Genomic DNA, 23,741 nt, shown 5'->3' on the forward strand with positions numbered 1-23,741 from the left:
TCGCCCCCGATGCCGGGGAAAAATTTGCTTTCGAGGGCCTCATACGGACTCTCCCGGGCAATAAGAATGCGGTGGTCAAATCTTTGGACAAATATATCCGTGATGACGCCAGGGTCATTGCGATCGACTCGCATCTATGCCTTCAAATGGTCCACTTTATGGATAAACCCTTTCTTTACCGTGTCGGGCGCACGCCCGTTTCCACTCGCAAGAGCTTGTTTCACAAGGGAATGACATGCCGGATTGGCTGATCGCGATCGTGCTGGGCCTGATCGAGGGCCTGACGGAGTTCATTCCCGTCTCGTCGACCGGACACCTGCTGCTGGCGGCCAAGGCGATGATGCTGCCGGCGACGCCTTGGGACACCTTCGTCGTGCTGATCCAGCTGGGCGCCGTGCTGGCGGTGGTGGCGCTCTACTTCCAGCGCCTGTGGGGCGTGGTCGTGGGTCTGCCGACCAAGCCGGAAGCGCGGCGGTTCGCGCTCAGCGTCATCATCGGCTGCATCCCGGCCTTCGCCGCGGGCCTGGCCCTGCACGGCGTCATCAAGCACTTCTTCGAGAACCCGTTCCTGCCGCAGGTGATCTGCGTGTCGCTGATCATCGGCGGGATCCTGCTGCTGATCGTCGACAAGAAGGCCCCGCCGGCTCGCGAGCACGACGGCATGAAGCTGTCCCTGAAGACGGCCTTCTTCATCGGCCTGTTCCAGTGCCTGTCGCTGCTGCCGGGCGTGTCGCGCTCGGGCTCGACCATCGTCGGCTCGATGCTGCTGGGCGTCGAGCGCAAGGCCGCCGCCGAGTTCTCGTTCTTCATGGCCATCCCGATCATGGTCGGCGCCTTCGGCCTGGACCTGATCAAGAGCTACAAGGATATCGACGCCAGCCAGTTCGGCATCATCGGCATCGGCTTTGTCGTGTCGTTCCTGTCGGGCCTGGTGGTGGTGAAGTACATGATCGACTTCATCGGCAAGCGCGGCTTCGCGCCCTTCGCCTGGTGGCGCATCGTCGCCGGGATCGCCGGCCTGGCGTTCATCTACTTCCCGCGCTGACGTTTAAGTGGAGTGGCTTGGTGGATTGGACATATCTGGTAGCCGCAAGCGCGAGGATTGATTTTCTGTGGCCGCTCCTGATCCCGTAGCAATAAATCAAGCCCATGCAGCTTGGGCAGCGGTGGCGGCTGCCAAGGACGCGGTAGTGGTCGCGTGGTGTAGTGTGGTTGTAGCTGCCGTGGGAGCGGCAGTGAATGCCTTGGTCGTATGGGCAGCTTTTCGCGTTCAACGACAGCAGTCTAAAGATGATCGGCGCTTAGCTGACCATGCTGAGGCAAAAGATTTGCTGGGGGCTACCGTAGCAATACAAGAAACATACGCAACGCTCGTGGTTACATCAAGCGAAGCTGGGAGTGCCGCAAACGTTGACGCACTCAGATCTATAAAGCTGAGACTTGTGTGGGCAGAGCGCATTGTCGAGCATTATATTGCGCGACATCTATCCGATTATGTTCTCGTGCAAGATTTATTGAGGGTTCATTCTACGATCGAGGCGGTCGTTGGTCAGGTTGATCAAGCGATTTCGCTTATAGCGCCGGATGCACCCATTGAGCTTGCTAGGGGCGCTCTTCCCAACAAGCTCAATGGTGCCGCGGCAGCTCTGGCAGGAATTCACGAGCGAGCGACGGCGCGGCAGGCAAAATTGCGCGCCGTCGCCGAAATGCCGCCCGTCCCCATTTCGGATATGTTTTCAGCTACCAATGGCTGAGTAGATCAGAACGCGCCGGCCGGGGTCGGGGCGTACTGGCCGCCCTTGCGGTAGCGGTAGAGATAGGACGGAACCACGGCCTCGACGGCGGTAGGGACCACGCCGAGGTCGGCCAGGCCCTTGGCGCCCGGCGCGACGACGTTGTCGCCGGCCTTCAGCAGGGCCACCTGGTCGGTGGTCAGCGGCGGGGCCAGCGGCAGCAGCGAGGCCTGGATGTCGCCCAGCTTGCCCACGACGCCGGCCAGCGGCCAGGGCAGGGGCGCCAGCACGCGGGCGCGGCCGGTCTCGGTCAGCACGAACTCCAGCACCTCCTTGAAGCTGTAGACGGTCGGGCCGCCCAGCTCGAAGGTCTGGCCCGCCGCGCCCGGCGTGGCGATGATCTTGGCGATCGCGGCGGCGACGTCGCCGACGAACACCGGCTGGAACTTGGTCTGGCCGCCGCCGACCAGCGGCAGAGCGGGCGCCAGGGCGGCCAGCTGGCCGAACTTGTTGAAGAACTTGTCCTCGGGACCGAACACCACCGACGGACGCACGATCGTGGCGGTCGGGAAGGCGGCGCGGACGGCGGCTTCGCCCTCGGCCTTGGTGCGAGCGTACTTGCTGTCCGATTCGGCGTTGGCGCCGATGGCCGAGACCTGCACCAGACGCTTGACGCCGGCGGCGGCGGCCTGCTCGGCCACGATCTTGGCGCCCATGGCGTGCAGCGACTGGAACTGCTGGCGGCCGCTTTCCCAAAGCACGCCCACCAGGTTCACGGCCGCTTCGGCGCCGTCCAGCGCGCGGGCCACCGAGGCCTCGTTGCGCACATTGGCCTGGAAGACCTCGATCTGGCCGACATCGCCCAGCATGCGCATGCGATAGGCCAGATTGGGCTGACGCACGGCCACGCGTACGCGATAGCCCGCCTTGGCGAGGGCGCGCACCACCTGGCTTCCTACGAAGCCCGAGCCGCCGAACACCGTGACCAGACCCTGCATCTTCATTCCTCGTCGCTGCGATGAAGGGGGGATTAGACGAGCCTGGGGATGTTCGCAAGAAAAGTGAGAAATGCGATTGACGCCGTCAGAACCTTTGCATAAACGTCCGGCCCTCGCAGCGGCCCAACGGGTTGCGCCGCGGGCCCAGGTGGCGGAATTGGTAGACGCGCTGGCTTCAGGTGCCAGTGACCGAAAGGTCGTGGAGGTTCGAGTCCTCTCCTGGGCACCACCCCCTTACCAACCCTCGCAGATGCGAGGAGCGGGGTGGTTCCAAGCTTTCCATGCAATAGATATTCGGTTCATCTGGCGTGCATCGCCGGCGTCCCACTATAAGGCGTCGGAGCGGCGCCGTTCGCGACGACGCCGACGCGTGGAGACGAAAGACACTTGGCCAGCTTTGTTCATGAAGGCGACCTGCCCGACGGCGTGTTCGCCGGGGCGACGGCGATCGCCATCGATTCGGAAACCATGGGCCTGCGCCTCGGGCGCGATCCGCTGTGCGTGGTGCAGCTGTCGTCCGGCGACGGCGACGCCCACGTGGTGCGCCTGGACCGCTCGACCTATCACGCGCCGAACCTGAAGAAGCTGCTGACCGATCCGGCCGTGCTGAAGCTCTTCCACTTCGGCCGCTTCGACATCGCCATGTTCCTGCTGCATCTGGGCGTCATGACGGCGCCTGTGTACTGCACCAAGATCGCTTCCAAGCTCGCCCGCACCTATACCGACCGCCACGGCCTCAAGGACGTGACGCGCGAACTGATGGGCGTGGAGCTGTCCAAGGCCCAGCAGAGCTCGGACTGGGGCGCGGCCTCGCTGAGCCCCGAACAGGTGGCCTACGCCGCCTCGGACGTCCTGCACCTGCATGGCCTGCGTGAGCGTTTGAACACCATGCTGGTGCGCGAGGGCCGCATGGCGCTCGCTCAAGCCGCCTTCGACTATCTGCCCCACCGCGCCGCGCTCGACCTGGCCGGTTGGGAAGACGTCGACATCTTCGCGCACGCTTAAGGGAGACCCGGACGGTGTCGGACGTGGCGATGAGGAGCGGCTTCAAGCGCGATCTGCGGCGCTGGCGCCGGCGCTCGCGCCTGGTCCGGGCCGCGCGCGCGGCCCTGCCCGTCGCCATCCTGGCCCTGATCGGCTCGGCCGTGGGCCAGGTGGTCTGGCTGACGGTGACGGCCGCCGAACGCGCGCCGGAGAGGCCGCAGGCCCAGATCCGCATGCTCAACCCGCGCTTCTATGGCCAGTCGAGCGACGGGCGCGCCTTCCTGATCACCGCCCGCTCGGCGGTGCGTGACGACGCCGACCTCAAGCGCGTGCTGCTGGACGATCCGACCCTGACCCTGGGCATCGACGAGCCCAAGCCCAGCCGGGTGACGTCCAAGAGCGGCGTCTATCGCGAGGACAACCTCAAGCTCGTGCTGCGCGGCGACGTGCGCATGGACGACGGGGGCGGCTATCGCTTCGCGTCGGACGAGGCTTTCGTCGACACCAAGACCGGCGTGATCACCGGAGAATCCGTGCTGCAGGGCGAAGGCCCCACAGGACAGGTGAAATCCAACGCTTATTCCGTATATGACAAGGGCGACCGCGTCGTTTTCCGCGGTGGAGTCCGCACGCGCCTCGATCGCGTCGGCGAGGGAAACTAGAGGACGATGCGACAGATGAGGGCGAGTTCGATGAAACGAGCAATGGCGGCCGCTGGGCTCGCCGCGAGCCTCCTGGGCGGCCTGGCGGTCGGCCCGGCCATGGCGCAGAACAATTCCAGCGCGCCGGTCGACATCTCGGCCGACGAGCAAGAGACCATCACCAGCCAGTGCAAGACCATCTTCCGCGGCGCCGTCGAGGTGCTGCAGGAGACCTCGCGCCTGCGCGCCGCCAAGATGACCCTCTACAATCAGAAGAAGGCCAAGGGCGACGGCGGCAACGGTTGCGGCAACGTCGACCGCGTCGAGGCCGAGGGCGAGGTCTTCTACGTCACCCCCAAGCAGGTGGTGCGCGGCGACCGGGCGACCTACGACTATTCCTCCGACACCATCGTGGTGACCGGCAACGTGGTGGCCGTGCAGGGCCAGGACGTGGCGCGCGGTGACCGCATGGTGGTCAACACCAAGACCAACGACGTGCGCATGGAGTCCAGCGTCAAGGGCGCCGGCAAGAAGAACCGCGTGCGCGCCGTGGTCTATCCCAGCACGTCGGACGACTCCAAGAAGCCCGCCGCCAAGCCCTGAGGCCGTATAAATGCAGTTTCAAACCCTTGCGGGCGGCGCGACCGAAGATGGTCTCTATGTCGACGGCGTCGGCAAGACCTTCGGCGACCGGGCCGTGGTCAAGAACGTCTCCCTGCGCCTCAAGCGCGGCGAGGTCGTCGGCCTGCTGGGTCCCAACGGCGCCGGCAAGACCACCACCTTCTACATGGTCACCGGCCTGATCGCCGCCGACTACGGCTCGATCTATCTCGACGGCGAGGACATCACGGCCCAGCCGATGTTCCAGCGCGCCCGCCTCGGCGTCGGCTACCTGCCGCAGGAAGCCTCGATCTTCCGCGGCATGACGGTCGAGCAGAACGTCATGGCCGTGGTCGAGATGCGCGAGAAGAACGCGCGCAAGGCCCGCGAGACGGTCACCGGCATCCTGGAAGAGCTGCGGATCACCCATATCCGCAAGTCGCCGGCCGTCGCCCTGTCGGGCGGTGAGCGCCGCCGCGTGGAAATCGCCCGGGCCCTGGCCAGCGAGCCGTCGTTCATGCTGCTCGACGAGCCCTTCGCCGGCATCGACCCTCTGGCCATCTCCGACATCCGCGAGGTCGTGAACTACCTCAAGAACCGCGGCATCGGCATCCTGATCACCGACCACAACGTCCGCGAGACGCTGGACATGGTGGACCGGGCCTCGATTATCGCCGCCGGCGAGGTGCTCTTCGAGGGCTCGCCTAAGGAGATTGTCGACAATCCGGAAGTGCGCCGGGTTTACCTGGGCGACAGTTTCGCCGAGCGCGCTTAAGCCCTCGGACACGATTGAGGCGGGGCGACCTGCCGCATGGATCTCGAGAAAGGCCTTGTTCTGCAAGGCCTTTTTCTTTTTCCGAGGACGGATGGTCGCACTGGCCCGATATTTGCTGGCGTTCGCGCCCCGTTAACCAGACTGCCCTTTCAATGGCGATCGTAAGTTTCGTTCGATTTGCCAGGAGGGCGCGTTGGCGCTCAGCCCAAGACTCGACATCCGGCAGGGCCAGGGCCTTGTCATCACGCCGCAGCTGCAGCAGGCCATCAAGCTTCTGCAACTGTCGAACATCGAGCTCGACGCCTTCGTCGAGGCCGAGCTCGAGCGTAATCCGCTGCTGCAACGCGACGACAGCGAGCGCGAGGTCGAGCGCGACGGCGAGCCCGAACGGGCCGTCGAGAACCTGGGCATGGAAAACGTGTCGGACGCCGCGGCCAACCGCGAGCTGGACACCCCCGGCGACGACGTCTCCCCCGGCGAGCGCGCCACCGGCGACGGCGAAAGCTTCGGCGCCGAGCACGCCGGCGGCCAGATCGATTGGTCGCGCGCCGGCGGCGGCGGCAGCTTCGAGGGCGACGACAATTTCGAAGGCGCCCTGAACCGTCCCGAGACCCTTTCCGAGCATCTGAACGGCCAGCTGGTCCTGGCCGGCCTGTCGCCGGCCGACGAGGCCATCGCCGCCATCCTGATCGACGCCGTCGACGCCGCCGGCTACCTGCGCGCCGACCTCTGGGAGATCGCCGAGCGCCTGGGCTGCGAACTGGACCGGGTCGAGCGCGTGCTGAAGGTCGTCCAGGGCTTCGAGCCCAGCGGCGTGGCCGCCCGCGACGTGCGCGAGTGCCTGGAGCTGCAGCTGCGCGACGCCAACCGCTACGACCCGGCCATCGCCGCCCTGCTCGACAATCTCGACCTGCTGGCCCGCCGCGACCTCGTCGCGCTGCGCAGGATCTGCGGCGTCGACGACGAGGACCTGCGCGAGATGATCGCCGAGGTCCGCGGCCTCACGCCCCGTCCGGGCGCGGCCTTCCACAGCGATCCGCCCCAGACCCTGGTGCCCGACGTGCACGTGCGCGAAGGCCTGGGCGGCATGTGGCACGTGGAGCTGAACACCGACACCCTGCCGCGCGTGCTGGTCGACCAGCGCTACCACGCCCGCGTCTCCAAGGGCGCGCGCAGCGACCAGGAAAAGACCTTCGTCTCCGACAGTTTCGCCAGCGCCAACTGGCTGGTCAAAAGCCTCGACCAGCGGGCCAAGACCATCCTCAAGGTGGCCAGCGAGATCGTGCGCCAGCAGGACGGCTTCCTGGCCTACGGCGTCGAGCACCTGCGCCCGCTGAACCTCAAGACCGTCGCCGACGCCATCGGCATGCACGAGAGCACGGTCAGCCGGGTCACCTCCAACAAGTACGTCGCCACCCCGCGCGGGGTGTTCGAGCTGAAGTTCTTCTTCACCTCGGCCATCCAGTCGTCGGAAGGCGGCGAGGCCCACTCGGCCGCCAGCGTCCGCCACAAGATCAAGGGCCTGGTCGACGCCGAGCGGCGCGAGGCCGACGTCCATTCCGACGACCGCATCGTCGAGATCCTGAAGGCCGCCGGCGTCGACATCGCCCGCCGCACCGTGGCCAAGTATCGCGAGGCCATGCGCATCCCGTCGTCGGTGGAGCGCCGCCGGCTGATCAAGGAAGCCTGCTGAGCAGGTCCTCCGCCCCCTGCGACGCGACGCCGCACCCGGTTTCTCCCTGCCTGTGACGCTTTCGAGCAAGCGGTCCGGCCGCTTCCCGCGTTATAGGGATGGGTGAAACAGGACCGCGCATGAGCCAGGAGAAACTGTCCGACGTGATCGAGGGGTTCGGCGACGACCCCCGGCCCGTATTGACCGTCGGTCAGATGCTGGACGCTTTCGACAGCCGGGCCTTCGGGGCGACGCTGCTGGTGTTCGGCCTGCTCAACTGCCTGCCCCTGCCGCCGGGTTCGTCCACCCTGCTGTCGCTGCCGATCCTGCTGCTGGCGCCGCAGATCGCCCTGGGCGCCAACGCGCCGTGGCTGCCCGAGGGGCTGGCCGAAAAGCCGCTGAAGCGCGACGACCTCAGGGGCCTGTTCCGCAAGATCACGCCGGTCCTGCGCCGGCTGGAGGTGGTGACGCGGCCAAGGCTCGGCTTCCTGTTCGCGGCCGGCGGCGAGCGCCTGATCGGCGTGGTCTGCACCCTGCTGGCCCTGGTGCTGATCCTGCCCATCCCGCTGGGCAATCTGGCGCCTGGCGCGACCGTCGCCGTCCTGGCGCTCGCCCTGCTGCAGCGCGACGGCCTGCTGGCCCTTCTCGGCTATCTGATGGCGCTGGGCAGCACGGCCCTGCTTTTCGTCAGTGCAGGTGTCGTGACGGCCGCCGTCAAGAAGCTGATCGGGGTCTTTTCGGGACTCTTCTGAGGCCGTTTTGCTCCCGCTTGACACCGCCCCCAGACGGGCGCGTTGATAGGGCATGCAAGTCCAAATCTCCGGCAAGCATGTCGACGTTGGTGAGGCTCTGCGAGCGCGAGTCGCCGACGAAATCACCCTGAGCATCGGTAAGTATTTCGACCGCGGCGGTGACGCCGACGTCGTGATCAGCAAGGAGGGTTACGCCTTCCGCGTCGATTGCTCGGTCAAGCTGGCTTCGGGTCAGCAGCTTCTGAGCCACGGCTCCGGCGGCGACGCCCACATGGCGTTCGACCAGGCCCTGGCCAAGATCGAGACGCGCATAAGGCGGTACAAGCAGCGGCTGAAGAGCCACTCGATCGCCGCCACCGCCAAGCAGGCCGAGAACGCGGCCTTCTACGTGCTGCGCGCGCCCGACGGCGAGGACAGCGGCGACCAGGAAGATTGGGCTACGGAGGAAGCCCACCCCGCCGGCGCGCCCTCGGCCATGGTCATCGCCGAAACCCAGGCCGCCCTCAAGACGATGACCGTTTCGATGGCTGTCATGGAACTGGACTTGACCGAGTCCCAGGCAATCGTGTTTAGGAACGCCGCCCATGGCGGATTGTCGGTGGTCTACCGCCGGCCGGACGGAAATATCGGCTGGATCGACCCCGAGCGCACCAAGCCGCTGAACGGAAACGGCTCGACCCTGAGCTAGCTGGAGCCTAAGCGGTCCCGGCGCGTTTCCGGGACCGCGGCGGCCGTGTTTCGGCGGCCGGCATAGAGCGAGCTAGTTGAAGTCCATGATGATCGGCGATCTTCTTGACCAGGGGGCTGTGACCCTCCGCGTCAGCGCCAAGGACAAGCGCCAGGTGCTCGGCGTCATCGCCGATGTCGCCGGCCGCGTGCTGGGCGTCGATTCCGACCTCGCGCTGGACGGCCTGATCGAGCGCGAAGCCGCCGGCTCCACCGGCGTGGGCCAGGGCGTGGCCCTGCCGCACGCCCGCGTGCCGGGCCTGGACCGCGTCCGCGCCGTCTTCGTCCGCCTGGAAACCCCGGTCGCCTTCGACGCGCTCGACGACAAGCCGGTCGATCTGTTCCTGGCCCTGTTCGCCCCGCCCGAGGCCAACACCCAGCACCTGCGGGCCCTGGCCCGCGTCTCGCGCATGCTGCGCCAGCCCGACCTGCGCGAGCAGCTGCGTCAGGCCCGCTCGGCCGACGCCGTGCACGTGCTGCTGGCCCGCGAGACCGCGACCCCGACGGCGGCTTAGCCTCCTTCTCCCCTTGCGGGAGAAGGTGTCGGCGTTAGCCGACGGATGAGGGGTCTCTCAAAAATCACACGCCGCGCCCAGCCTGTCAGCCGTCGCGGCTGAGAGGACTTTCGACCCCTCACCCGACCCTGCTCCGCAGGGCCACCCTCTCCCGCAAGGGGAGAGGGGATCATCTGGCGAATATGCTCCGCGTCAGGCACGAGAACACCAGCCGGCCGGCCTCGTCGAGCAGGTCCTGCTGGGCGATGATGATGCCCTTGCCCTCGCCGACCGGGTCCTTGCCCATCACCGTCATGCGGCCGCGCAGCAACTCGCCCACCGGCGGGTTGCGCAGCCAGCGCAGGGCGTCGACGCCCACCCGCTTGGTCTGCGGCCAGTCCGCGGTGGCCTCGCTGTCGAGCCGCGTCCAGATGGCGAAGACCATGGCGTCGGGCGCGCCCAGCGACGGGTCCCAGCCGGGCTGGAAGGCGGCGATGAACGTGGCCAGGGCCCGCTCGTCCACCACCGTCGTTCCCAGGGTCACGACCTGGCCGATCTCGATGTCGTCGAAGGAAGCGGGCATGAATTCCCCTGGTTCGAAGCGGTCCCCGACCTGACCACGGCGGCTTGACGGTTGTCGAGAGCGCGCGCACGGGCCATGTGTCTTCGCGAGTTTTCTTTGCAAGGTCGCCGATGCTGTTGCGCCGTCTGTTCGCCGCCGTCCTGGCTCCCGTGGCCCTGTTCGCCGCCGCAGCGGGGCCCGCCCGCGCCGACGTGGTCAAGACCGGCCACCTGGAGGTCGAGCTGGTTTCCCAGGAAGCCGCGGCCGTGCCCGGCTCGACGGTGTTCGTGGCCCTGCGCCAGAAGATCCAGACCCACTGGCACACCTACTGGCGCAATCCCGGCGACGCCGGCGACGCCACCAAGATCGTCTGGACCCTGCCGGCCGGCTGGACCGCCGGCGACATCGTCTGGCCGACCCCGGAACGGGTGCGGGTCGGGCCGCTTCAGGACTACGCCTATAACGGCGAGGTGCTGCTTCCCGTGCCGATCACCGTGCCGGCCACGGCCAAGCCGGGGCAGACCGTCACCCTCAAGGCGGCCGCCGCCTTCCTGGTCTGCGAGGAGATCTGCGTTCCCGAGGACGCGGTGGTCACCCTGACCCTGCCGGTGGTCGCGGGCCCGGCCAAGCCCGATCCCAAGTGGGGCGAGACGGTCGCGACCGTGCTGGCCAAGGCCCCCAAGCCGGCCGGCCTCAAGGCCGTGTGGGCCCGCGACGGCGACAAGGTGAAGCTGTCGGTCACTGGCGCGGCCCTGAAGGGCGGCGACTTCGCCGACGCCTACTTCTTTCCTTACTCCGGCCAGGTCATCGATCACGCCCCGCCCCAGGCCATCGAGCGCGGGCCCGAGGGGCTGACCCTGACCCTGACGCCTGGCTTCGCCTTCGGCCCCGAGGCCACCGAGCCGGTCAAGGAACTGGTCGGCGTCGTGGCCACCAAGGGCGGCGCCTACGAAGTCACTGCCGCCGAGGGCGCACCGCTTCCGGGCTCTGTAGGGCTAGGCTCGCTTCCCGCGGCCGGCGCCGGCGCGACCGGCGGTTCCTCGTCGTCGGACGGCGGCGCGGCCGCCTCCGGCCTCGCGGGCGGCCTGCCGGTCGCCCTGCTGTTCGCCTTTCTCGGCGGCCTGATCCTCAACCTGATGCCCTGCGTCTTCCCGGTGCTGTCGATGAAGGCCGCCAGCCTGGCCGCCCACGCCCACGACGCCGGCAAGACCCGCGTGCAGGGCCTGGCCTTCCTGGTCGGCGTGGTGGCGACCTTCCTGGCGCTGGCCGGCCTGCTGATCGCCGTCCGCGCCGGCGGCGAGGCGGTCGGCTGGGGCTTCCAGCTGCAATCGCCGGCCGTGGTGGCGGTGCTGTCGCTGCTGATGCTGCTGGTCGCCCTGAACCTTTCGGGCGTGTTCGAGGTCGGCGCCGCCGCGCAAGGGGCGGCCGGCCGCGTCTCGGGCGGTTCGGGCCTGGCCGGGGCCTTCCTGACCGGGGCCCTGGCGGTGATCGTCGCCGCGCCCTGCACCGCGCCGTTCATGGCCGGCGCGCTCGGCTTCGCCTTGACCCAGCCGCCGGCCTTCGCCCTGCTGGTGTTCCTGGCCCTGGCGCTCGGTTTCGCCGCGCCGTTCGTCATCCTGGCCTTCGTTCCGGGCCTGCTGCGCAAGCTGCCCCGGCCCGGTCCGTGGATGGACGTGCTCAAGCACGCCCTGGCCTTCCCGATGTACGGCGCGGCCGCCTGGCTGGTCTGGGTGTTCAGCCAGCAGGCCGGCGGGATCGCCCTGGCCCTGCTGCTGGCGGCCGCCGTGCTGGTCGCCTTCGCCGCCTGGGCCTACGGCCTGGGCGAGACGCGCCGGTTCGCCGGCAAGACCCCGCTGGTCGCCTTCGGCTTCGCCCTGGCCGGCCTCGCCGGCGGGATCGCCCTGACCGTCGGCGCCCTGCAGGTCCCGGCCCCGGCCGCCGTCTCCGATCCGCAGACAGCCGAGGCCGCCGGCCCGGGCCTCTCGTCGGAGCCCTGGAGCCCTGAGCGCGTCGCCGCCCTTCAGGCCGAGGGCAAGGTGGTGATGGTCGACTTCACCGCCGACTGGTGCGTGACCTGCAAGGTCAACGAGCGGACCGCTCTGTCGGGCGCGCGGCTGGCCGACGCCTTCAAGGCTTCGAACGCCGTCCTGCTGAAGGCCGACTGGACCAAGCGCGACGCCACGATCGCCAAGGCCCTGGCCGAGCAGGGCCGCGCCGGCGTGCCGCTCTATCTGGTCTATCCCAAGGGCGGCGGCGCGCCCGCCATCCTGCCCCAGCTGCTGACCGAGGGCCTTGTCATCGAAGCGGTGGAGAAGGCGGCCAAGGGCTGAGCAGCCGCGCTCGCCTTCGGGCGGGCGTTGCGGTTTGAGGTTGCGCCGTCGGGAATGCGCGCAATCATCACCGCATGAGCCTGCACGCCTACCTGCTGTTCTCGCGGCCAGCGTCGTCCTGGTGCTCGTGCCCGGACCGGACATGGCCTACATGCTGACCCGCACCCTGGCTCAGGGGCGAAGGGCCGGCGCCATGGCCGCACTGGGGATCAACGCCGGCGCCTATGTGCATCTGGCGGCTGCCGTGGCGGGCCTGTCGGCCCTGCTGCTGGCCTCGGCGACGGCCTTCGAGATCGTCAAATGGGCGGGCGCGGCCTATCTCGTCTATCTGGGCGTCCGCGCCCTGCTCAGCCGGACGGCGGCCAGCGAACTGGCTGACGGCGAGATGCGCGGGGCCGGTCTGGGCGCGATCTTCTGGCAGGGTTTCTGGAGCGACGTGCTCAATCCGAAGGTGGCGGTGTTCTACGTCGCCCTGCTGCCGCAGTTCGTGGAGCCGGCGGCCGGTCACGTGACCGCGCAGCTGATCCTGCTGGGCGTTACGGCGAACATGACGGCGATCATCATCAATCTCGTGTTGATCGCTCTGGCCGCGCGCCTGACGACGAGCCTGCGCCGCAACGCCAGGGTCGCGCTCTGGCTCCAGCGGGCCATGGGCGCGCTGTTCGTCGGCCTGGGCCTGCGGCTGGCGGCGGCGAAGGCCTGAGCGCGCAACCTGTCAGAAGCTTCATTTGTCACCTTTCGCCACGTCGCTACCGTGCGGCGCGCACCCCAGGGGCGGAGGGCGAGATGCGGGCTTGGACGGTCTTTGGGGCGGCTTTCGGGGCGTTTCTGGCGTTGACGGGGCCTGCGGCGGCCGCGCCTCAGACCTGGCTGATGTCCGTCGATCGATGGGGCAACGCCGAGCATGCGGTGCTGACGCTGGACGCCAAGGGTGACGCGCTCTCGGGCGCGGTCGACGACTGGACCCTGACGGGCAACCGGCGGGGCGACAAGCTCAGCTTCGTCGCCATCGACAGCCACGGCGTGCCGCACCGCTATGAGGCCACGCAGCGCGACGGCGTCCTGACCGGCTGGGCCGACTATCCCGACACCAGCAACAAGGCGCGAGCGCGCCACGCCTTCACCGCCCTGCGGCTGGAGATCCCCACGGGGCCGCTGGGGCGGGTGACCTATTCGCCCGCCAGCTTCTCCAACACCTTCACCGCCGACCTGCCGCCGGCCCTTGTGATCCGGCCTGGCGACGTGGTGGCGACCCGCACGATCGATTCCGGCGGCGTCGACGAGCAGGGCAAGGTCGCGGCGCTCTATGGCAATCCCCAGACCGGGCCGTTCTTCGTCGCCGGGGCCAAGGCCGGCGACGTGCTGGCGGTCCACATCCGCAAGCTGACGCTCAATCGCGACTATGCCGACAGCCTGGACGGGGTGGCCGGCCGGGCCATGTCGCTGGGCCTGGCCGCGCGCTCGGCGGGGCTGGGCAAGCCGGTCCGCTGGCGGCTGGACCGCGCGGCCGGGCTGGCGAGGCTGGAGGATCCGCCCGCGCGGCTCAAGGACTATGCCGTCCCCGTCCGGCCGATGCTGGGCGGGCTGGGCGTGGCGCCGGACTTCGGTTTCCCGCCGCAGTCGGCGGGCGACAGCGGCCGCTGGGGCGGCAACATGGACTTCAACGGGATCGGCGAGGGGGCCACCGTCTACCTGCCGGTGTTCCAGCCCGGGGCCATGCTGTTCCTCGGCGACGGCCACGCCCTGCAAGGCGACGGCGAGACCACCCAGTGGGCGCTGGAGACCTCGCTGGACGTCGAGTTCAGCGTCGAGCTGTTGCCGGCCCGGCCGCTGGCCGCGCCGCGCATCGAGACCGCCGATCGGATCACCGTGCTGGGCCAGGCTTCGTCGCTGGACGAGGCGGCGCGCGCGGCGACGGGGGCGATGATCCAGTGGCTGGAGCAGGATTATGGCCTGACCCCCTCCGAGGCCTCGCTGATCCTCGGCGGCGCAGCCGAGTACCGGGTGGCGACCCTGGCCGGCCGCAACGCCGGCTTGGCGCTCAGCCTCGACAAGGCCCGCCTGCGCGGGCTCGCCAAGAAGCCCTAGCGACCGCGCACGGCCTGGCGGATCACCCGCGTGGCGCGCAGCCAGCCCACCAGCAAGTTCGCGGCGTAGACCGCGGCGAGCAGGTAGGCGCCGTGCTGGGTGACGTCCTCCTCGCCCGGCCCAGCCTTGAAGGAAATGAAGGCGAAGAACACGGCGAACAGCGCGCAGGCCAGCAGCAGGTGCAGGCAGTTCAGCTGATAGCGCAGCACCCGCCCATCCAGGCCGTGCTCGGTCCAGAACCGGCCTTCGTTGTAGATCTGCAGGGCCTTCCAACTGCGCCGAAACGACGAGAACGGCGTCTTGAAGGTCACGACATTGGCCTCGACGCGCCGGGGCGGCTTGTTCTGCTGCTCGAGCAGGGTCGCCACGCGGTCGAGCACGCCCCCGTAGGAAGCCGTCGGGTCCAGCGGGATCGAGCCCTTCAGGGTCCACAGGAAGTCGAGCATGGCCTAGCCGTACGACCGGCGCTCAAGCTCGGCAATGGCGGAAAGAGCGCGGCCTTGTCCCCTCGCGCGTCCTGTGTGAGTTTCAACCCATGGACGATCTCATCCGCAACCTTCGGGGGCGCGTCGGAGCGCTCGTGGCGATCGGCGTCGCCTTCGCGCTGGCCGCCGCCTGGCCGCTGACAACCGGGCGGGCGCCGAACCCGGCGCTGCTGATCATGGCCGTGCTGCTGCTCGGCCTCGCCGCGATGGTCCGGTTCCGGCCTCGCCGCTAGCGGTCGCTACTTCTTCTTGTCGCCGCCCCAGGGCAGGCGCGCCTTCACGTCGTCGATCGGCGTGCGCGTGGTCGTCACCGGCGGCGGCGCGGCGATCACCGGCCGGGGCAGGGGATAGGCCCGCCAGCCGGTCTGGATCAGCGCCTCGAAGCCCTGGCAGCGCGGCATGATCCGTACCGCGCCGGTCTTGGGCCGGGCGAAGGGCGGCGGCTGGCGCACGTCCTGGCGGCGCGGGTCGATGAACACCCAGTCGCCGGGCAGGGCGTAACCGCGCTCGCCCCCGGTCTTGACGGCCTGGTAGGCGAGGTTGGCCTGGAACGGCTTGACCCCGTACTTCAGCATGGCGCGCAGGAAGATGGCGTCGGCCTCGGCCCGCTTGCCCGGCTCGCCCACGGCATAGAGCCAGTCGTGGACGATGGCGGCGCGCGCCGTCGGCCCCTGCGGGTCGATGAAGCCCTGGCCATACCAGGGCACGCTGGCGAAGTCGGTGACGTACCAGCGCGGCACGACGATCACCTTGCCGGTCTCGACGTCGCAATAGGGGAACTCGGCCTCCAGGGTGAAGAGCTTGCGCCCCTCCTTGGCCTGGTTGAACAGCATGATCGGCTGCGGCGTCAGCGAGCTGGGCGGGGTCGGCGCCACCACCGGCACGAAGACGGTAGTCTCCTTGGTCGTCGTGCAGGCGGCCAGGGTCAGGCCAGCAGCGAGGGCGGCGACGAGGGAAAGCTTGGAGCGGAGCGTCATGATCGTGGCGTTCGGGGAGAAACGGGGCGAGCGATGCCGTCTTCTGGCGGCCGAAATGCGGCGGATCAAGCGGTCATGGGCAAGCTTGGCCGTCCGCGACAAAAGATTGCGCGTCCGGTGCGCTGTTCCACCGCAGGGCGATCCGTGAGAATGTCTCGCAACGCCGACTGTCGCCCCCTCGGAGGTTCCCCATGATCACCCGTCGCCTGATCGTCGCCAGCGCCCCGCTGGTCGTGCTCGCCCCAGTTTCGCGCTCGCCGCGCCGGCCCCGGGCTTCACCGCCAAGGACATCGACGGCAAGACCCGCTCGCTGGCCGAGTTCAAGGGCAAGACCGTCGTGCTCGAATGGGTCAACGAGGGCTGCCCCTATGTGAAGAAGCACTACTCCGGGAACATGCAGGGCCTGCAGCAGGCCGCCACGGCCGACGGCGTGGTCTGGCTCAGCGTCGCCTCCTCGGCCCCCGGCAAGCAGGGCTATTTCGCCGACGGCGGCCAAGCCAAGGCCTGGATGAGCGCCAAGGGCGCCAAGCCGACCACCCTGCTGCTCGACTCCGACGGCGTGATCGCCACCGCCTACAAGGCCAAGACCACCCCGCACATGTTCGTCATCGATCCGGCCGGCCAGGTCGTCTACCAGGGCGCCATCGACGACAAGCCCAGCAACAAGCCCGAGGACATCGCCGGCGCCAAGAACTACGTCGCCGCCGCGCTGGCCGACCTCAAGGCCGGCCGCAAGGTGGCCGTGCCGGCGAGCCAGCCGTACGGGTGTGCGGTGAAGTACAAGGACGCGTAGGGGAAACCTCTCGCGCGCCCCTTCCTCGTCATCCCGGCCGAAGCGTAGCGAAGAGCCGGGACCCAGGGGGCTGGGCGCCGCGTCCAGGCTGGGCGCTCGCGCGGCGGCCGGCGTAGTGCGGCGGCCCCTGGGTCCCGGATAAGCGCTGCGCGCTTTCCGGGATGACGGGCTTGGTAGGGTAGAGGGAAAGCTCAAGCCGCCGGCTGCGGGGGCGCCGTGATGACCTCGACGTTGTCATTCAGCAGATAGACCATGTCGCGCAGGGCCAGGTCCTGCTCCTTGACGGTCTTGGCGGCCGACATGGCGGCGAGCTTTTCGGGCAGGTCCTGGCTGATGCCGCGCAGGATGCACTTGAGGTCATCGACCGCGCCGCGCTCCTTCAGGGTGACGTGGCCCTTCATGTCTAGCGCCGACAGCGCCTCGATCTCGGCCTTGAAGGCGGTGAAGCCGGAGAGCGGCATGGCCGCGGCCGTCGCGTCCTTGGGCAAGGCCTGACGATAGGCCTCGGTCTGGCCCTTCAGTGCGCCGGCCCGTTTGACGATGTCGGCGAACAGCGGCTCGCCCGCCACCGAAGCCGGGGCCTGGCCCGGCTGCACCACGGCCGGAGCCTGGTCGACAGGCGCCGCCGAACCGGTCGAAGCCAGCCACAACATGGCGGAAAAGGCGATCGCGTCGCAGGACATCATGCGCTCCAGGCGAAAAACGTCATTGGTCTTCATGACGCCGAGACTGACCTTTGGTAAGCCCGCGTCCGTAAACACCGTTTTACCATCATAGGAGACGCTAGTGTCCGATCTCGACGCCGCCTGGACCCGCCTGGAAACCGCCGCCAAGGCCGCCGGGGAGAAGCGCATCGTCGAGTTCTTCGACGCCGAGCCCCAACGCCTCGAGACCCTGACCCTCGACGTCGCCGGCCTGCATCTGGACCTCTCCAAGCAGGCCTGGGACGAAGCCGGCCTGGAAGCCGCGCTCGACCTGGCCCACGCCGCCGACGTCGAAGGCGCCCGCGCCCGCATGCTGGGCGGCGAGGCGATCAACAGTTCCGAAGGCCGCGCCGTGCTGCACGTCGCCCTGCGCGCTAAGGCCGACGCCGATATCAAGGCGCAGGGCGTCTCGGTGATGGCCGACGTCGAGGCTGTCCGGACCCGGATGAAGGCCTTCGCCGAGGCCGTCCGTTCGGGCGCGATCAAGGGCGCGACCGGCAAGCCGTTCAAGGCGATCCTGCACATCGGCATCGGCGGCAGCGACCTGGGTCCCCGCCTGCTGTGGGACGCCCTCCGTCCGGTAAAGCCCGAGATCGACCTGCGCTTCGTGGCCAATGTCGACGGCGCCGAGTTCCTGCTGACCACGGCCGACCTCGATCCGGAAGAAACCCTGGTCGTGGTGGTCTCCAAGACCTTCACCACCCAGGAGACCATGTCCAACGCCGCCGCCGCCCGCGCCTGGTTGGTCGCGGCCGTGGGCGAGCAGGGCGCCAACGCCCACCTGGCCGCCGTGTCGACCGCGCTGGACAAGACCTCGGCCTTCGGCGTGGCGGACGAGCGGGTGTTCGGCTTCTGGGACTGGGTCGGCGGCCGCTATTCGCTGTGGTCGGCGGTCAGCCTGTCGGTGGCCGTCGCCGCCGGCTGGGACGTGTTCCAGGGCTTCCTCGACGGCGCGGCCGAGATGGACGCCCACTTCGCTTCGGCGCCGCTGGAAAAGAACGCCCCGGTGCTGGTGGCCCTGGCCCAGATCTTCAACCGCAACGGCCTGGACCGTCGCGCCCGCTCGGTCGTTCCGTACTCGCACCGCCTGCGTCGCCTGGCCTCGTTCCTCCAGCAGCTGGAGATGGAGAGCAACGGCAAGTCGGTCGGCCCGAACGGCCAGCCGGCCGCGCGCGGCACCGCCACCGTGGTGTTCGGCGACGAGGGCACCAACGTCCAGCACGCCTATTTCCAGTGCATGCACCAGGGGACCGACATCACCCCGATGGAGCTGATCGGGCTGGCCAAGTCGGACGAAGGGCCGGCCGGCATGCACGAGAAGCTGCTGTCGAACCTGCTGGCTCAGGCCGAAGCCTTCATGGTCGGCCGCACGACGGAAGACGTGGTCGCCGAGCTGCAGGCCAAGGGCGTCTCGGAAGCCGAGATCGCGACCCTGGCGCCCCAGCGCACCTTCGCCGGCAACCGTCCGTCGACCCTGGTGCTGCTGGATCGCCTGACGCCGCAGACCTTCGGCGCCCTGATCGCCCTCTATGAACACAAGACCTTCGTCGAGGGCGTGATCTGGGGGATCAACAGCTTCGACCAGTGGGGCGTGGAGCTTGGCAAGGTGATGGCGGGCCGCATCCTGCCGGAACTGGAAGCCGGCGCCGTGGGCGACCACGACGCCTCGACCAGCGCCCTGATCCAGCGCCTGAAGAAGTAGAAGCCTGGGGCGGGGCGACATTCACGAGTTCGAGCCGATTTTTCATCGAGCCTCCCCGCGAAGGCGGGGATCCAAGCCGAGTCCGTAGGGTATCCGCAGCCTCGCCTCCTCCTGAACGTCAGCTTGGGTCCCCGCCTTCGCGGGGAAAACGGGTTGGGGACGCAGACACCGACCGTCGATCCGCCCTCAGCCCTTCCAGTCGACCACGGTCAGCGAATAGGCCGGCAGCGTCAGCGCGCCGGCCGACGTCGTGAACCGCCGGGGCGGCAGCGAGCGCGCGGGCCGGCTTTTCGGCCCCGCGTCGCGCCAGGCGTATTGCGCAGGCCCGAACTGGACGACGTCCAGCGGTCCCATGACCGGCCGCCGGCCCTGGTCGGTCAGCAGATCCAGCGCGATCCGCCGCGCGTGGCCCTTGTCGCGATTGGCCAGCATCACCGCCCAGCGCCCGTCCGGTCGGCGCAGAGCGTAGGCGGTGACCAGCGGCCGGCCCTTGGCGTCGAGCGCCGCTCCGCTCGCCGGCCACACCTCGTGCGTCCCGCCGCCGGCTGCGGCCCAGTCGTGCGTCATCATCCGGGCGGCCCAGTAGGCCGGCATCGGCCAGCGGGCCTGGCCCTTCGCGTCAGCCTGCCACAGCATCATGTTGCCGTAGCCGGCGCAGGCCAGGTGCTGGTTGATCGGCACGTTGGGGCCGTAGCCGAACAGATAGGCGGCGTCCCCGCCCAAGGTCAGGAATTGGCCGACGATGTCGGCGTTCAGCAGGGCGCTGGGCATCTGGGCCATCGCCCGGCCCGAATAGGCCGAGAAGCCGTACTCGCTGATCACCCAGGGGATGTCGGCCGGGATCTCGTCGTCGGCGAAGCGCTGGAACAGGGCCGCGTTCAGCGTGGTCTGCTCGCGCAGCTTGTCCTCGATGTCGCCGCACAGGTCGTCGAACGGGTAGCGCTCGTAGGAGAAGAAGCCGAGGCGCCCGATCTCGCCGCGTTGGCGCAGATAACGCATCAGCCGCCGGGTCCAGGAGTGGTCGGGATCCTCGTCCAGCCAGGTGTCGGCGACGCCGCTCTGCAGGCTGGGGCCGCCGAAGACCAGGGACGGATCGATCGCGCCCAGGGCCTTGGCGAAAGCCAGATAGAGCGCGCCGTAGCTCTCGGCGTCCACATACTGGCCGTCGGGCTCCTCGCCCAGCTCGACCTGGGTCACCGGATGGCCGCGACGACGCAGGTAGCGGATCAGGGCCGCGCCGTTCTCGGGGGTGTCGTAGAGCACGCCGACCGGGACCATCATCGGCCGGCCGTTCGTCAGGCCGCTGGCGTAGACCAGGTCGATCCCCGGCTGCTCCAGGTCGCGGTCCTGGTCGATCGCCCGGTGCCAGGGATCGGTCGACGACACCTGGGCGTAGGTCTGTCCGCGTCCGGAGCGGGCGTGGCGCACGCGGTCGACGAAGGCCCCCTTGGGGTCGATCGTCCCGAACCCGACCTCGCGGATGGCGTAGCCAAGGCCGTCTCGCACGTCGGCCGAGCCGGTCGGCGCGGTCCCCGAAGATGAAGTCATCAGTATGCGAACGAACCGAGCTTCGACGGGCTTTGCGAACCGCAGCAGCACCTCGCCGCCCTGACCGTCGGTGATCGCTCCGCCCGGGAAGTCCACCCAGCGGCCGACGGGGTCGTATTCATCGACCCCCACCCAGTGCTGCACCCGATAGGCGACGGCGTAAGGCGTTCCCCAGCGGACGCGCGCGGCTGAGACCGGTCCGTCGGCGCCGAGGTCGAACTTGGCCCATTCGGCCAGGGCCGGCGCGCCGGTGTAGCGCGGGTCGAGATACGGGTTCGACTTCCAGAAGCTCTCCGGATCGCCGTCGTCGAGCCGCGAGAAGCCGCTGTTGTTGGCGTTGTCGACGCTGTCGCCACGCCGGGGCAGGGCGTAGCCGTGGCTCAGGCGGATCGGCGCTCCGGGCTGGTCGCTGGAGGTCCAGTAGCCCTGGCTATGGGCGCCGTCGCTCCAGCTTCCGCGTGGGTTCCAATGCCAGGCCTCGATCCCCAGTTCGGTGCGCAGGCGATAGGTGATCGGCTTCAGGCCGCCCTGGCGCATGCGCGCGACGTTGTGGGGCGTGTAGAGCGGTGCGACCTCGCCGCGGCCCATGCCGTCCAGCCCCGCCCCGAGGGCGGCGGCCGGATCGATGCGGTTGGCGGGACGCCCGGCCGTCAGGTCGATGGTCACCGTGTCGACCGCTGGGCTCGCCGCATGACCCTGCGAGGCGGCGAGCCCAGCGCAGGCGATCAGCAGGGCGAGAACCGGGCGACGCATGGACGACCTCCGTCGGGAGGATCGGCCTTTGGCCCGGCCCCGCGCCGCCGTCAACGCTCCTAGAAGGTCTTGCGCACCCGCAACTGCACGAAGGTGCGCGGATCGATGTCGCGCACCTCGACATAGTCCACCGTGCGCGGGCTGCGGCTGGCGTAGACCGTGCGGGTGACGACGAAGTCGTCCCAGATGTTCAGCTGGGCGCGGATGGCCAGGGTCGGGGTCGGCTTGTACTCGGCGAAGGCCTCGTAATAGTTCGAGCCGCGCCACTTGCTGGTCTGGTCGGGACCGTAGGTGCCCTGGCCCAGCAGCGGCAGCCAGTTGATCCCCCACTGGGTCTTCCAGGAAACGATGTCCTGCTCGAAGCCGATATTGGCCTGGGTCGGGCGCACCTGCGAGATCGGCCGTTCCTGGCCGGTGGTCGGGTCGGTGACCTTGGTCTGGTTCCAGTCGTTCTTGAAGGTGAAGCGGCCGCCCTTGATCCCCAGCTTGTCGGTGGGAACCACGATGTTGAGCGCCAGCTTGTCCAGCGTGCCGTCGCCGATGTTGCCGGTCGCCGACAGACCGCCGGGCAGGGGCAGGCGGTCGATGACGCCGACGATCTCGTCGTGGCGCAGGGTCAGGGCGACCACGCCCTGGCCCCAGAACCGGCGCTCATAGGTCAGTTCCGAGATCCAGCGCTGCTCGGGCACGAGGTTGACGTTGCCGGCGTAGACGTTGCCGTCGCCGAACTCGGCCGAGGCGGCGAAGTCGCCGAAGTCCAGCTGGCCCAGCTCGCGCTCGAAGCGGAAGCGCAGCTGGTGGCCGGCCTTGGGCGTCCAGGTCGCCTGGAAGCGGGGCTTGGCGTAGAAGAAGCTCTCTTCCTGGTCGGCGTCGCCCGACTGGCTGATGGTCGAGGTCTCCAGCCGCAGGCCGCCCTCCAGGGTCAGCTTGGGGCTGACCCGCCAGGTGCCCTTGGTGAAGAGCTCGCCGCGCAGCTCCTCGACCTTGACCGAGGCCGAGGGCAGCACGACCGGTGTTCCGCCCACCGAATAGGCCTGGTCGACGTCGAGCATGTTGTAGGCGACCTCGCCGCCGGCCTCGATCGTCAGGCTGGCCGAGCGCTCGTGGCGCACCAGGGCGCGCAGAATCGATTCCTGGGTCTTGCCCTCGGCCGTGAAGCGCTCCTGGTCGCCGGCGACGCCGCTGACGGTCTGGCCGTAGGTCGCCACCTCGTCATAGCTGCTGAACTCGTGGATCGCCCGGGTCTCCAGCGCCCAGCGCGGGGCCAGGGGGCGGGTGTAGGTCAGGCCCAGCTCGCCCGACTTGTTGTCTTCCTCGTAGGCGCTGCGACGGAAGGCGGTGGACGAGGCGGTCTCCTGCCATTCGTCCCAGTTGCTGATTCCGTACTTGGCGGTGGCCTCCAGCTTGCCGCCGGCGACCGGGCCCGAGAAGTTGCCGCGGATCCCGGTGCTGCCGCCGTAGCCGTCGTTCAGATAGCTCTCGTCGCGCAGCAGGGCGCCGGCGGCGCTCTTGCGGGTCAGGCGGCCGGCGCCGTTGGAGTCGCTGGAGCTGATGCCGTCCGACAGGGTCACGCCCCAGCTCTTCTCGCCGTTGCGGGCGGTGAACTGGTAGGAGCCGCCGTAGAGATCCCGGCCGCCGAAGAAGATGGCGCTGTTGTGGGTCAGCACCGACTGGCGGCTGACGCCCTTCTTGAGGATCACGTTGGCGACCACGCCATAGCCCTGCATGTCGATGCCCGGCGCGCCGCCGCGGATCAGCTCGATGCGTTCGACCTGATTGGCCGGGGTGCGCGACAGCACGTTCGAACCGGTGTCGTTCTTCGAGGCCGGGCGGTTGTTGTTGATCAGGATGTTGCCGACCGAGCCCTCGAAGCCGCGGGTGCCGGCCCCGTCGTTGACCACGAAGCCGGGCAGGCGATCGACCATGTCGAGCGCGGTGTTGGGCTGCAGGGTGGCGAAGAAGTCCGGCGTGAACACCAGCACGCCCTTCTGGGCGGCGTCGTCCATCGGCGCCTGGCTGGTCGGGCCGGTCGGAACCGGAGCCTGGGCGGCCTGCGGCGCATCGGCGGCCTGGGCGGCTCCAGCGGCAATGCACAGCGCCAGGGCGGCCCCGGCGAACAACACGGACTTGGACATCTAACTTCCCCTCAATCCCGGGGAAGGTCTTGCCGCGTGGAGGCGCCGATCTCAAATTAAACGGCTGAAATGTGGATTAAATATAGGAAATCATTACGGGAAGTTCAGGTTGACGAACCTCGCTCTTGTCCCGTCATGCCCGCCCTTGTCGCGGGTGTTGACCGAGTCTGACACTCGCTCATGACGCTATCTGAGTGCCTTGATGAGGCGTCGGGGCCAGCTTCGCCTCACCCATAGCGGTCGCTCAGAAACTATATGTTGTCATTGACGTCGTTGGGATATTGACTCA

At 68.7% G+C, this 23,741-nt stretch carries 22 protein-coding genes, 1 tRNA gene and 1 pseudogene; 17 read left to right on the plus strand and 7 right to left on the minus strand.

What is annotated here, in order from left to right:
* Positions 1 to 235: 235 nt before the first annotated feature.
* Together AC07NS_RS06600 and AC07NS_RS06605 are read left to right on the plus strand one after the other, a co-directional pair.
* On the plus strand, positions 236 to 1,045 hold the full coding sequence (locus AC07NS_RS06600) for an undecaprenyl-diphosphate phosphatase (protein ID WP_494602323.1): 810 nt from the start codon (positions 236 to 238) through the stop codon (positions 1,043 to 1,045).
* A gap of 67 nt (positions 1,046 to 1,112) precedes the next feature.
* Positions 1,113 to 1,754, plus strand: a complete 642-nt coding sequence (locus tag AC07NS_RS06605) for a hypothetical protein (protein ID WP_494602324.1) — start codon at positions 1,113 to 1,115, stop codon at positions 1,752 to 1,754.
* A 5-nt stretch (positions 1,755 to 1,759) separates the two neighbouring features.
* Here the strand turns inward: AC07NS_RS06605 and AC07NS_RS06610 are convergent, their stop codons facing one another.
* On the minus strand, positions 1,760 to 2,731 hold the full coding sequence (locus AC07NS_RS06610) for a complex I NDUFA9 subunit family protein (protein ID WP_494602325.1): 972 nt from the start codon (positions 2,729 to 2,731) through the stop codon (positions 1,760 to 1,762).
* Between the two features lie 142 nt (positions 2,732 to 2,873).
* Here AC07NS_RS06610 and AC07NS_RS06615 point away from each other — a divergent pair.
* From AC07NS_RS06615 to ptsN, 9 genes are all read left to right on the plus strand, one after another.
* A tRNA-Leu gene (locus AC07NS_RS06615) sits at positions 2,874 to 2,960 on the plus strand.
* A 158-nt stretch (positions 2,961 to 3,118) separates the two neighbouring features.
* Complete coding sequence (locus AC07NS_RS06620) at positions 3,119 to 3,736, plus strand: ribonuclease D (protein WP_110120462.1); 618 nt, start codon at positions 3,119 to 3,121, stop codon at positions 3,734 to 3,736.
* A 14-nt stretch (positions 3,737 to 3,750) separates the two neighbouring features.
* Positions 3,751 to 4,377 carry an LPS export ABC transporter periplasmic protein LptC gene (lptC, locus tag AC07NS_RS06625; RefSeq protein ID WP_494602327.1) on the plus strand — a complete coding sequence of 209 codons (627 nt, stop codon included), beginning with the start codon at positions 3,751 to 3,753 and terminating at the stop codon, positions 4,375 to 4,377.
* A 30-nt stretch (positions 4,378 to 4,407) separates the two neighbouring features.
* Positions 4,408 to 4,959 (plus strand): LptA/OstA family protein, encoded by a 552-nt coding sequence (locus AC07NS_RS06630; protein WP_494602328.1) that lies wholly within the window; start codon positions 4,408 to 4,410, stop codon positions 4,957 to 4,959.
* 10 nt (positions 4,960 to 4,969) lie between these two features.
* Positions 4,970 to 5,731 carry an LPS export ABC transporter ATP-binding protein gene (lptB, locus tag AC07NS_RS06635; protein WP_494602329.1) on the plus strand — a complete coding sequence of 254 codons (762 nt, stop codon included), beginning with the start codon at positions 4,970 to 4,972 and terminating at the stop codon, positions 5,729 to 5,731.
* A gap of 193 nt (positions 5,732 to 5,924) precedes the next feature.
* The gene (rpoN, locus tag AC07NS_RS06640) at positions 5,925 to 7,424 is read left to right on the plus strand and encodes an RNA polymerase factor sigma-54 (RefSeq protein ID WP_494602331.1); all 1,500 of its coding nucleotides are present in this window, start codon (positions 5,925 to 5,927) and stop codon (positions 7,422 to 7,424) included.
* 119 nt (positions 7,425 to 7,543) lie between these two features.
* On the plus strand, positions 7,544 to 8,155 hold the full coding sequence (locus AC07NS_RS06645) for an exopolysaccharide biosynthesis protein (RefSeq protein WP_110120467.1): 612 nt from the start codon (positions 7,544 to 7,546) through the stop codon (positions 8,153 to 8,155).
* Between the two features lie 52 nt (positions 8,156 to 8,207).
* The gene (gene hpf / locus AC07NS_RS06650; RefSeq protein WP_494602332.1) at positions 8,208 to 8,843 is read left to right on the plus strand and encodes a ribosome hibernation-promoting factor, HPF/YfiA family; all 636 of its coding nucleotides are present in this window, start codon (positions 8,208 to 8,210) and stop codon (positions 8,841 to 8,843) included.
* An 85-nt stretch (positions 8,844 to 8,928) separates the two neighbouring features.
* On the plus strand, positions 8,929 to 9,396 hold the full coding sequence (ptsN, locus tag AC07NS_RS06655) for a PTS IIA-like nitrogen regulatory protein PtsN (RefSeq protein ID WP_110120469.1): 468 nt from the start codon (positions 8,929 to 8,931) through the stop codon (positions 9,394 to 9,396).
* 169 nt (positions 9,397 to 9,565) lie between these two features.
* Here ptsN and AC07NS_RS06660 read toward each other — a convergent pair whose 3' ends face one another.
* On the minus strand, positions 9,566 to 9,958 hold the full coding sequence (locus AC07NS_RS06660) for an acyl dehydratase (RefSeq protein ID WP_494602333.1): 393 nt from the start codon (positions 9,956 to 9,958) through the stop codon (positions 9,566 to 9,568).
* 110 nt (positions 9,959 to 10,068) lie between these two features.
* Here AC07NS_RS06660 and AC07NS_RS06665 point away from each other — a divergent pair, with 110 nt between their 5' ends.
* From AC07NS_RS06665 to AC07NS_RS06675, 3 genes are all read left to right on the plus strand, one after another.
* A complete protein-coding gene (locus AC07NS_RS06665) occupies positions 10,069 to 12,267 on the plus strand; it encodes a protein-disulfide reductase DsbD family protein (protein WP_494602334.1) in 2,199 nt (732 codons plus the stop codon).
* 127 nt (positions 12,268 to 12,394) lie between these two features.
* Positions 12,395 to 12,970 carry a LysE family translocator gene (locus AC07NS_RS06670; RefSeq protein WP_494602833.1) on the plus strand — a complete coding sequence of 192 codons (576 nt, stop codon included), beginning with the start codon at positions 12,395 to 12,397 and terminating at the stop codon, positions 12,968 to 12,970.
* Between the two features lie 170 nt (positions 12,971 to 13,140).
* The gene (locus AC07NS_RS06675) at positions 13,141 to 14,355 is read left to right on the plus strand and encodes an acetamidase/formamidase family protein (protein ID WP_494602335.1); all 1,215 of its coding nucleotides are present in this window, start codon (positions 13,141 to 13,143) and stop codon (positions 14,353 to 14,355) included.
* Here the strand turns inward: AC07NS_RS06675 and AC07NS_RS06680 are convergent.
* The gene (locus tag AC07NS_RS06680; protein ID WP_494602337.1) at positions 14,352 to 14,801 is read right to left on the minus strand and encodes a hypothetical protein; all 450 of its coding nucleotides are present in this window, start codon (positions 14,799 to 14,801) and stop codon (positions 14,352 to 14,354) included. The genes AC07NS_RS06675 and AC07NS_RS06680 overlap by 4 nt on opposite strands.
* A gap of 89 nt (positions 14,802 to 14,890) precedes the next feature.
* On the opposite strand from AC07NS_RS06680, the gene AC07NS_RS06685 reads away from it, so the two are divergent.
* On the plus strand, positions 14,891 to 15,073 hold the full coding sequence (locus tag AC07NS_RS06685) for a hypothetical protein (RefSeq protein WP_494602338.1): 183 nt from the start codon (positions 14,891 to 14,893) through the stop codon (positions 15,071 to 15,073).
* A gap of 6 nt (positions 15,074 to 15,079) precedes the next feature.
* Here the strand turns inward: AC07NS_RS06685 and AC07NS_RS06690 are convergent, their stop codons facing one another.
* Positions 15,080 to 15,817, minus strand: a complete 738-nt coding sequence (locus AC07NS_RS06690) for a DUF1353 domain-containing protein (RefSeq protein WP_494602340.1) — start codon at positions 15,815 to 15,817, stop codon at positions 15,080 to 15,082.
* A 191-nt stretch (positions 15,818 to 16,008) separates the two neighbouring features.
* On the opposite strand from AC07NS_RS06690, the pseudogene AC07NS_RS06695 reads away from it, so the two are divergent.
* Positions 16,009 to 16,610: pseudogene (locus AC07NS_RS06695) on the plus strand (thioredoxin family protein).
* A gap of 191 nt (positions 16,611 to 16,801) precedes the next feature.
* Here AC07NS_RS06695 and AC07NS_RS06700 read toward each other — a convergent pair.
* Positions 16,802 to 17,293: a hypothetical protein gene (locus AC07NS_RS06700; protein ID WP_494602342.1), complete on the minus strand. Its 492-nt coding sequence runs from the start codon at positions 17,291 to 17,293 to the stop codon at positions 16,802 to 16,804.
* Positions 17,294 to 17,396: 103 nt separating this feature from the next.
* Here AC07NS_RS06700 and pgi point away from each other — a divergent pair, with 103 nt between their 5' ends.
* Positions 17,397 to 19,016: a glucose-6-phosphate isomerase gene (gene pgi / locus AC07NS_RS06705; protein WP_494602344.1), complete on the plus strand. Its 1,620-nt coding sequence runs from the start codon at positions 17,397 to 17,399 to the stop codon at positions 19,014 to 19,016.
* Between the two features lie 186 nt (positions 19,017 to 19,202).
* Here pgi and AC07NS_RS06710 read toward each other — a convergent pair whose 3' ends face one another.
* Complete coding sequence (locus tag AC07NS_RS06710) at positions 19,203 to 21,317, minus strand: discoidin domain-containing protein (RefSeq protein ID WP_494602346.1); 2,115 nt, start codon at positions 21,315 to 21,317, stop codon at positions 19,203 to 19,205.
* Between the two features lie 59 nt (positions 21,318 to 21,376).
* Positions 21,377 to 23,452: a TonB-dependent receptor plug domain-containing protein gene (locus tag AC07NS_RS06715; RefSeq protein WP_494602347.1), complete on the minus strand. Its 2,076-nt coding sequence runs from the start codon at positions 23,450 to 23,452 to the stop codon at positions 21,377 to 21,379.
* Positions 23,453 to 23,741 lie beyond the last annotated feature (289 nt).

This window comes from Caulobacter sp. GW821-FHT10A10 (genome assembly GCF_059415745.1).

What these genes read in the sequence shown, in the direction of transcription:
- AC07NS_RS06665 (WP_494602334.1), top strand. Translation starts at nt 10,069, where the DNA reads ATGCTGTTGCGCCGTCTGTTCGCCGCCGTCCTGGCTCCCGTGGCCCTG.
- ptsN (WP_110120469.1), top strand. Translation starts at nt 8,929, where the DNA reads ATGATGATCGGCGATCTTCTTGACCAGGGGGCTGTGACCCTCCGCGTC.
- AC07NS_RS06675 (WP_494602335.1), top strand. Translation starts at nt 13,141, where the DNA reads ATGTCCGTCGATCGATGGGGCAACGCCGAGCATGCGGTGCTGACGCTG.
- AC07NS_RS06600 (WP_494602323.1), top strand. Translation starts at nt 236, where the DNA reads ATGCCGGATTGGCTGATCGCGATCGTGCTGGGCCTGATCGAGGGCCTG.
- AC07NS_RS06610 (WP_494602325.1), bottom strand. Translation starts at nt 2,731, where the DNA reads ATGCAGGGTCTGGTCACGGTGTTCGGCGGCTCGGGCTTCGTAGGAAGC.
- AC07NS_RS06685 (WP_494602338.1), top strand. Translation starts at nt 14,891, where the DNA reads ATGGACGATCTCATCCGCAACCTTCGGGGGCGCGTCGGAGCGCTCGTG.
- AC07NS_RS06690 (WP_494602340.1), bottom strand. Translation starts at nt 15,817, where the DNA reads ATGACGCTCCGCTCCAAGCTTTCCCTCGTCGCCGCCCTCGCTGCTGGC.
- AC07NS_RS06715 (WP_494602347.1), bottom strand. Translation starts at nt 23,452, where the DNA reads ATGTCCAAGTCCGTGTTGTTCGCCGGGGCCGCCCTGGCGCTGTGCATT.
- AC07NS_RS06630 (WP_494602328.1), top strand. Translation starts at nt 4,408, where the DNA reads ATGAAACGAGCAATGGCGGCCGCTGGGCTCGCCGCGAGCCTCCTGGGC.
- AC07NS_RS06645 (WP_110120467.1), top strand. Translation starts at nt 7,544, where the DNA reads ATGAGCCAGGAGAAACTGTCCGACGTGATCGAGGGGTTCGGCGACGAC.
- AC07NS_RS06680 (WP_494602337.1), bottom strand. Translation starts at nt 14,801, where the DNA reads ATGCTCGACTTCCTGTGGACCCTGAAGGGCTCGATCCCGCTGGACCCG.
- AC07NS_RS06710 (WP_494602346.1), bottom strand. Translation starts at nt 21,317, where the DNA reads ATGCGTCGCCCGGTTCTCGCCCTGCTGATCGCCTGCGCTGGGCTCGCC.
- AC07NS_RS06660 (WP_494602333.1), bottom strand. Translation starts at nt 9,958, where the DNA reads ATGCCCGCTTCCTTCGACGACATCGAGATCGGCCAGGTCGTGACCCTG.
- hpf (WP_494602332.1), top strand. Translation starts at nt 8,208, where the DNA reads ATGCAAGTCCAAATCTCCGGCAAGCATGTCGACGTTGGTGAGGCTCTG.
- AC07NS_RS06700 (WP_494602342.1), bottom strand. Translation starts at nt 17,293, where the DNA reads ATGTCCTGCGACGCGATCGCCTTTTCCGCCATGTTGTGGCTGGCTTCG.
- lptB (WP_494602329.1), top strand. Translation starts at nt 4,970, where the DNA reads ATGCAGTTTCAAACCCTTGCGGGCGGCGCGACCGAAGATGGTCTCTAT.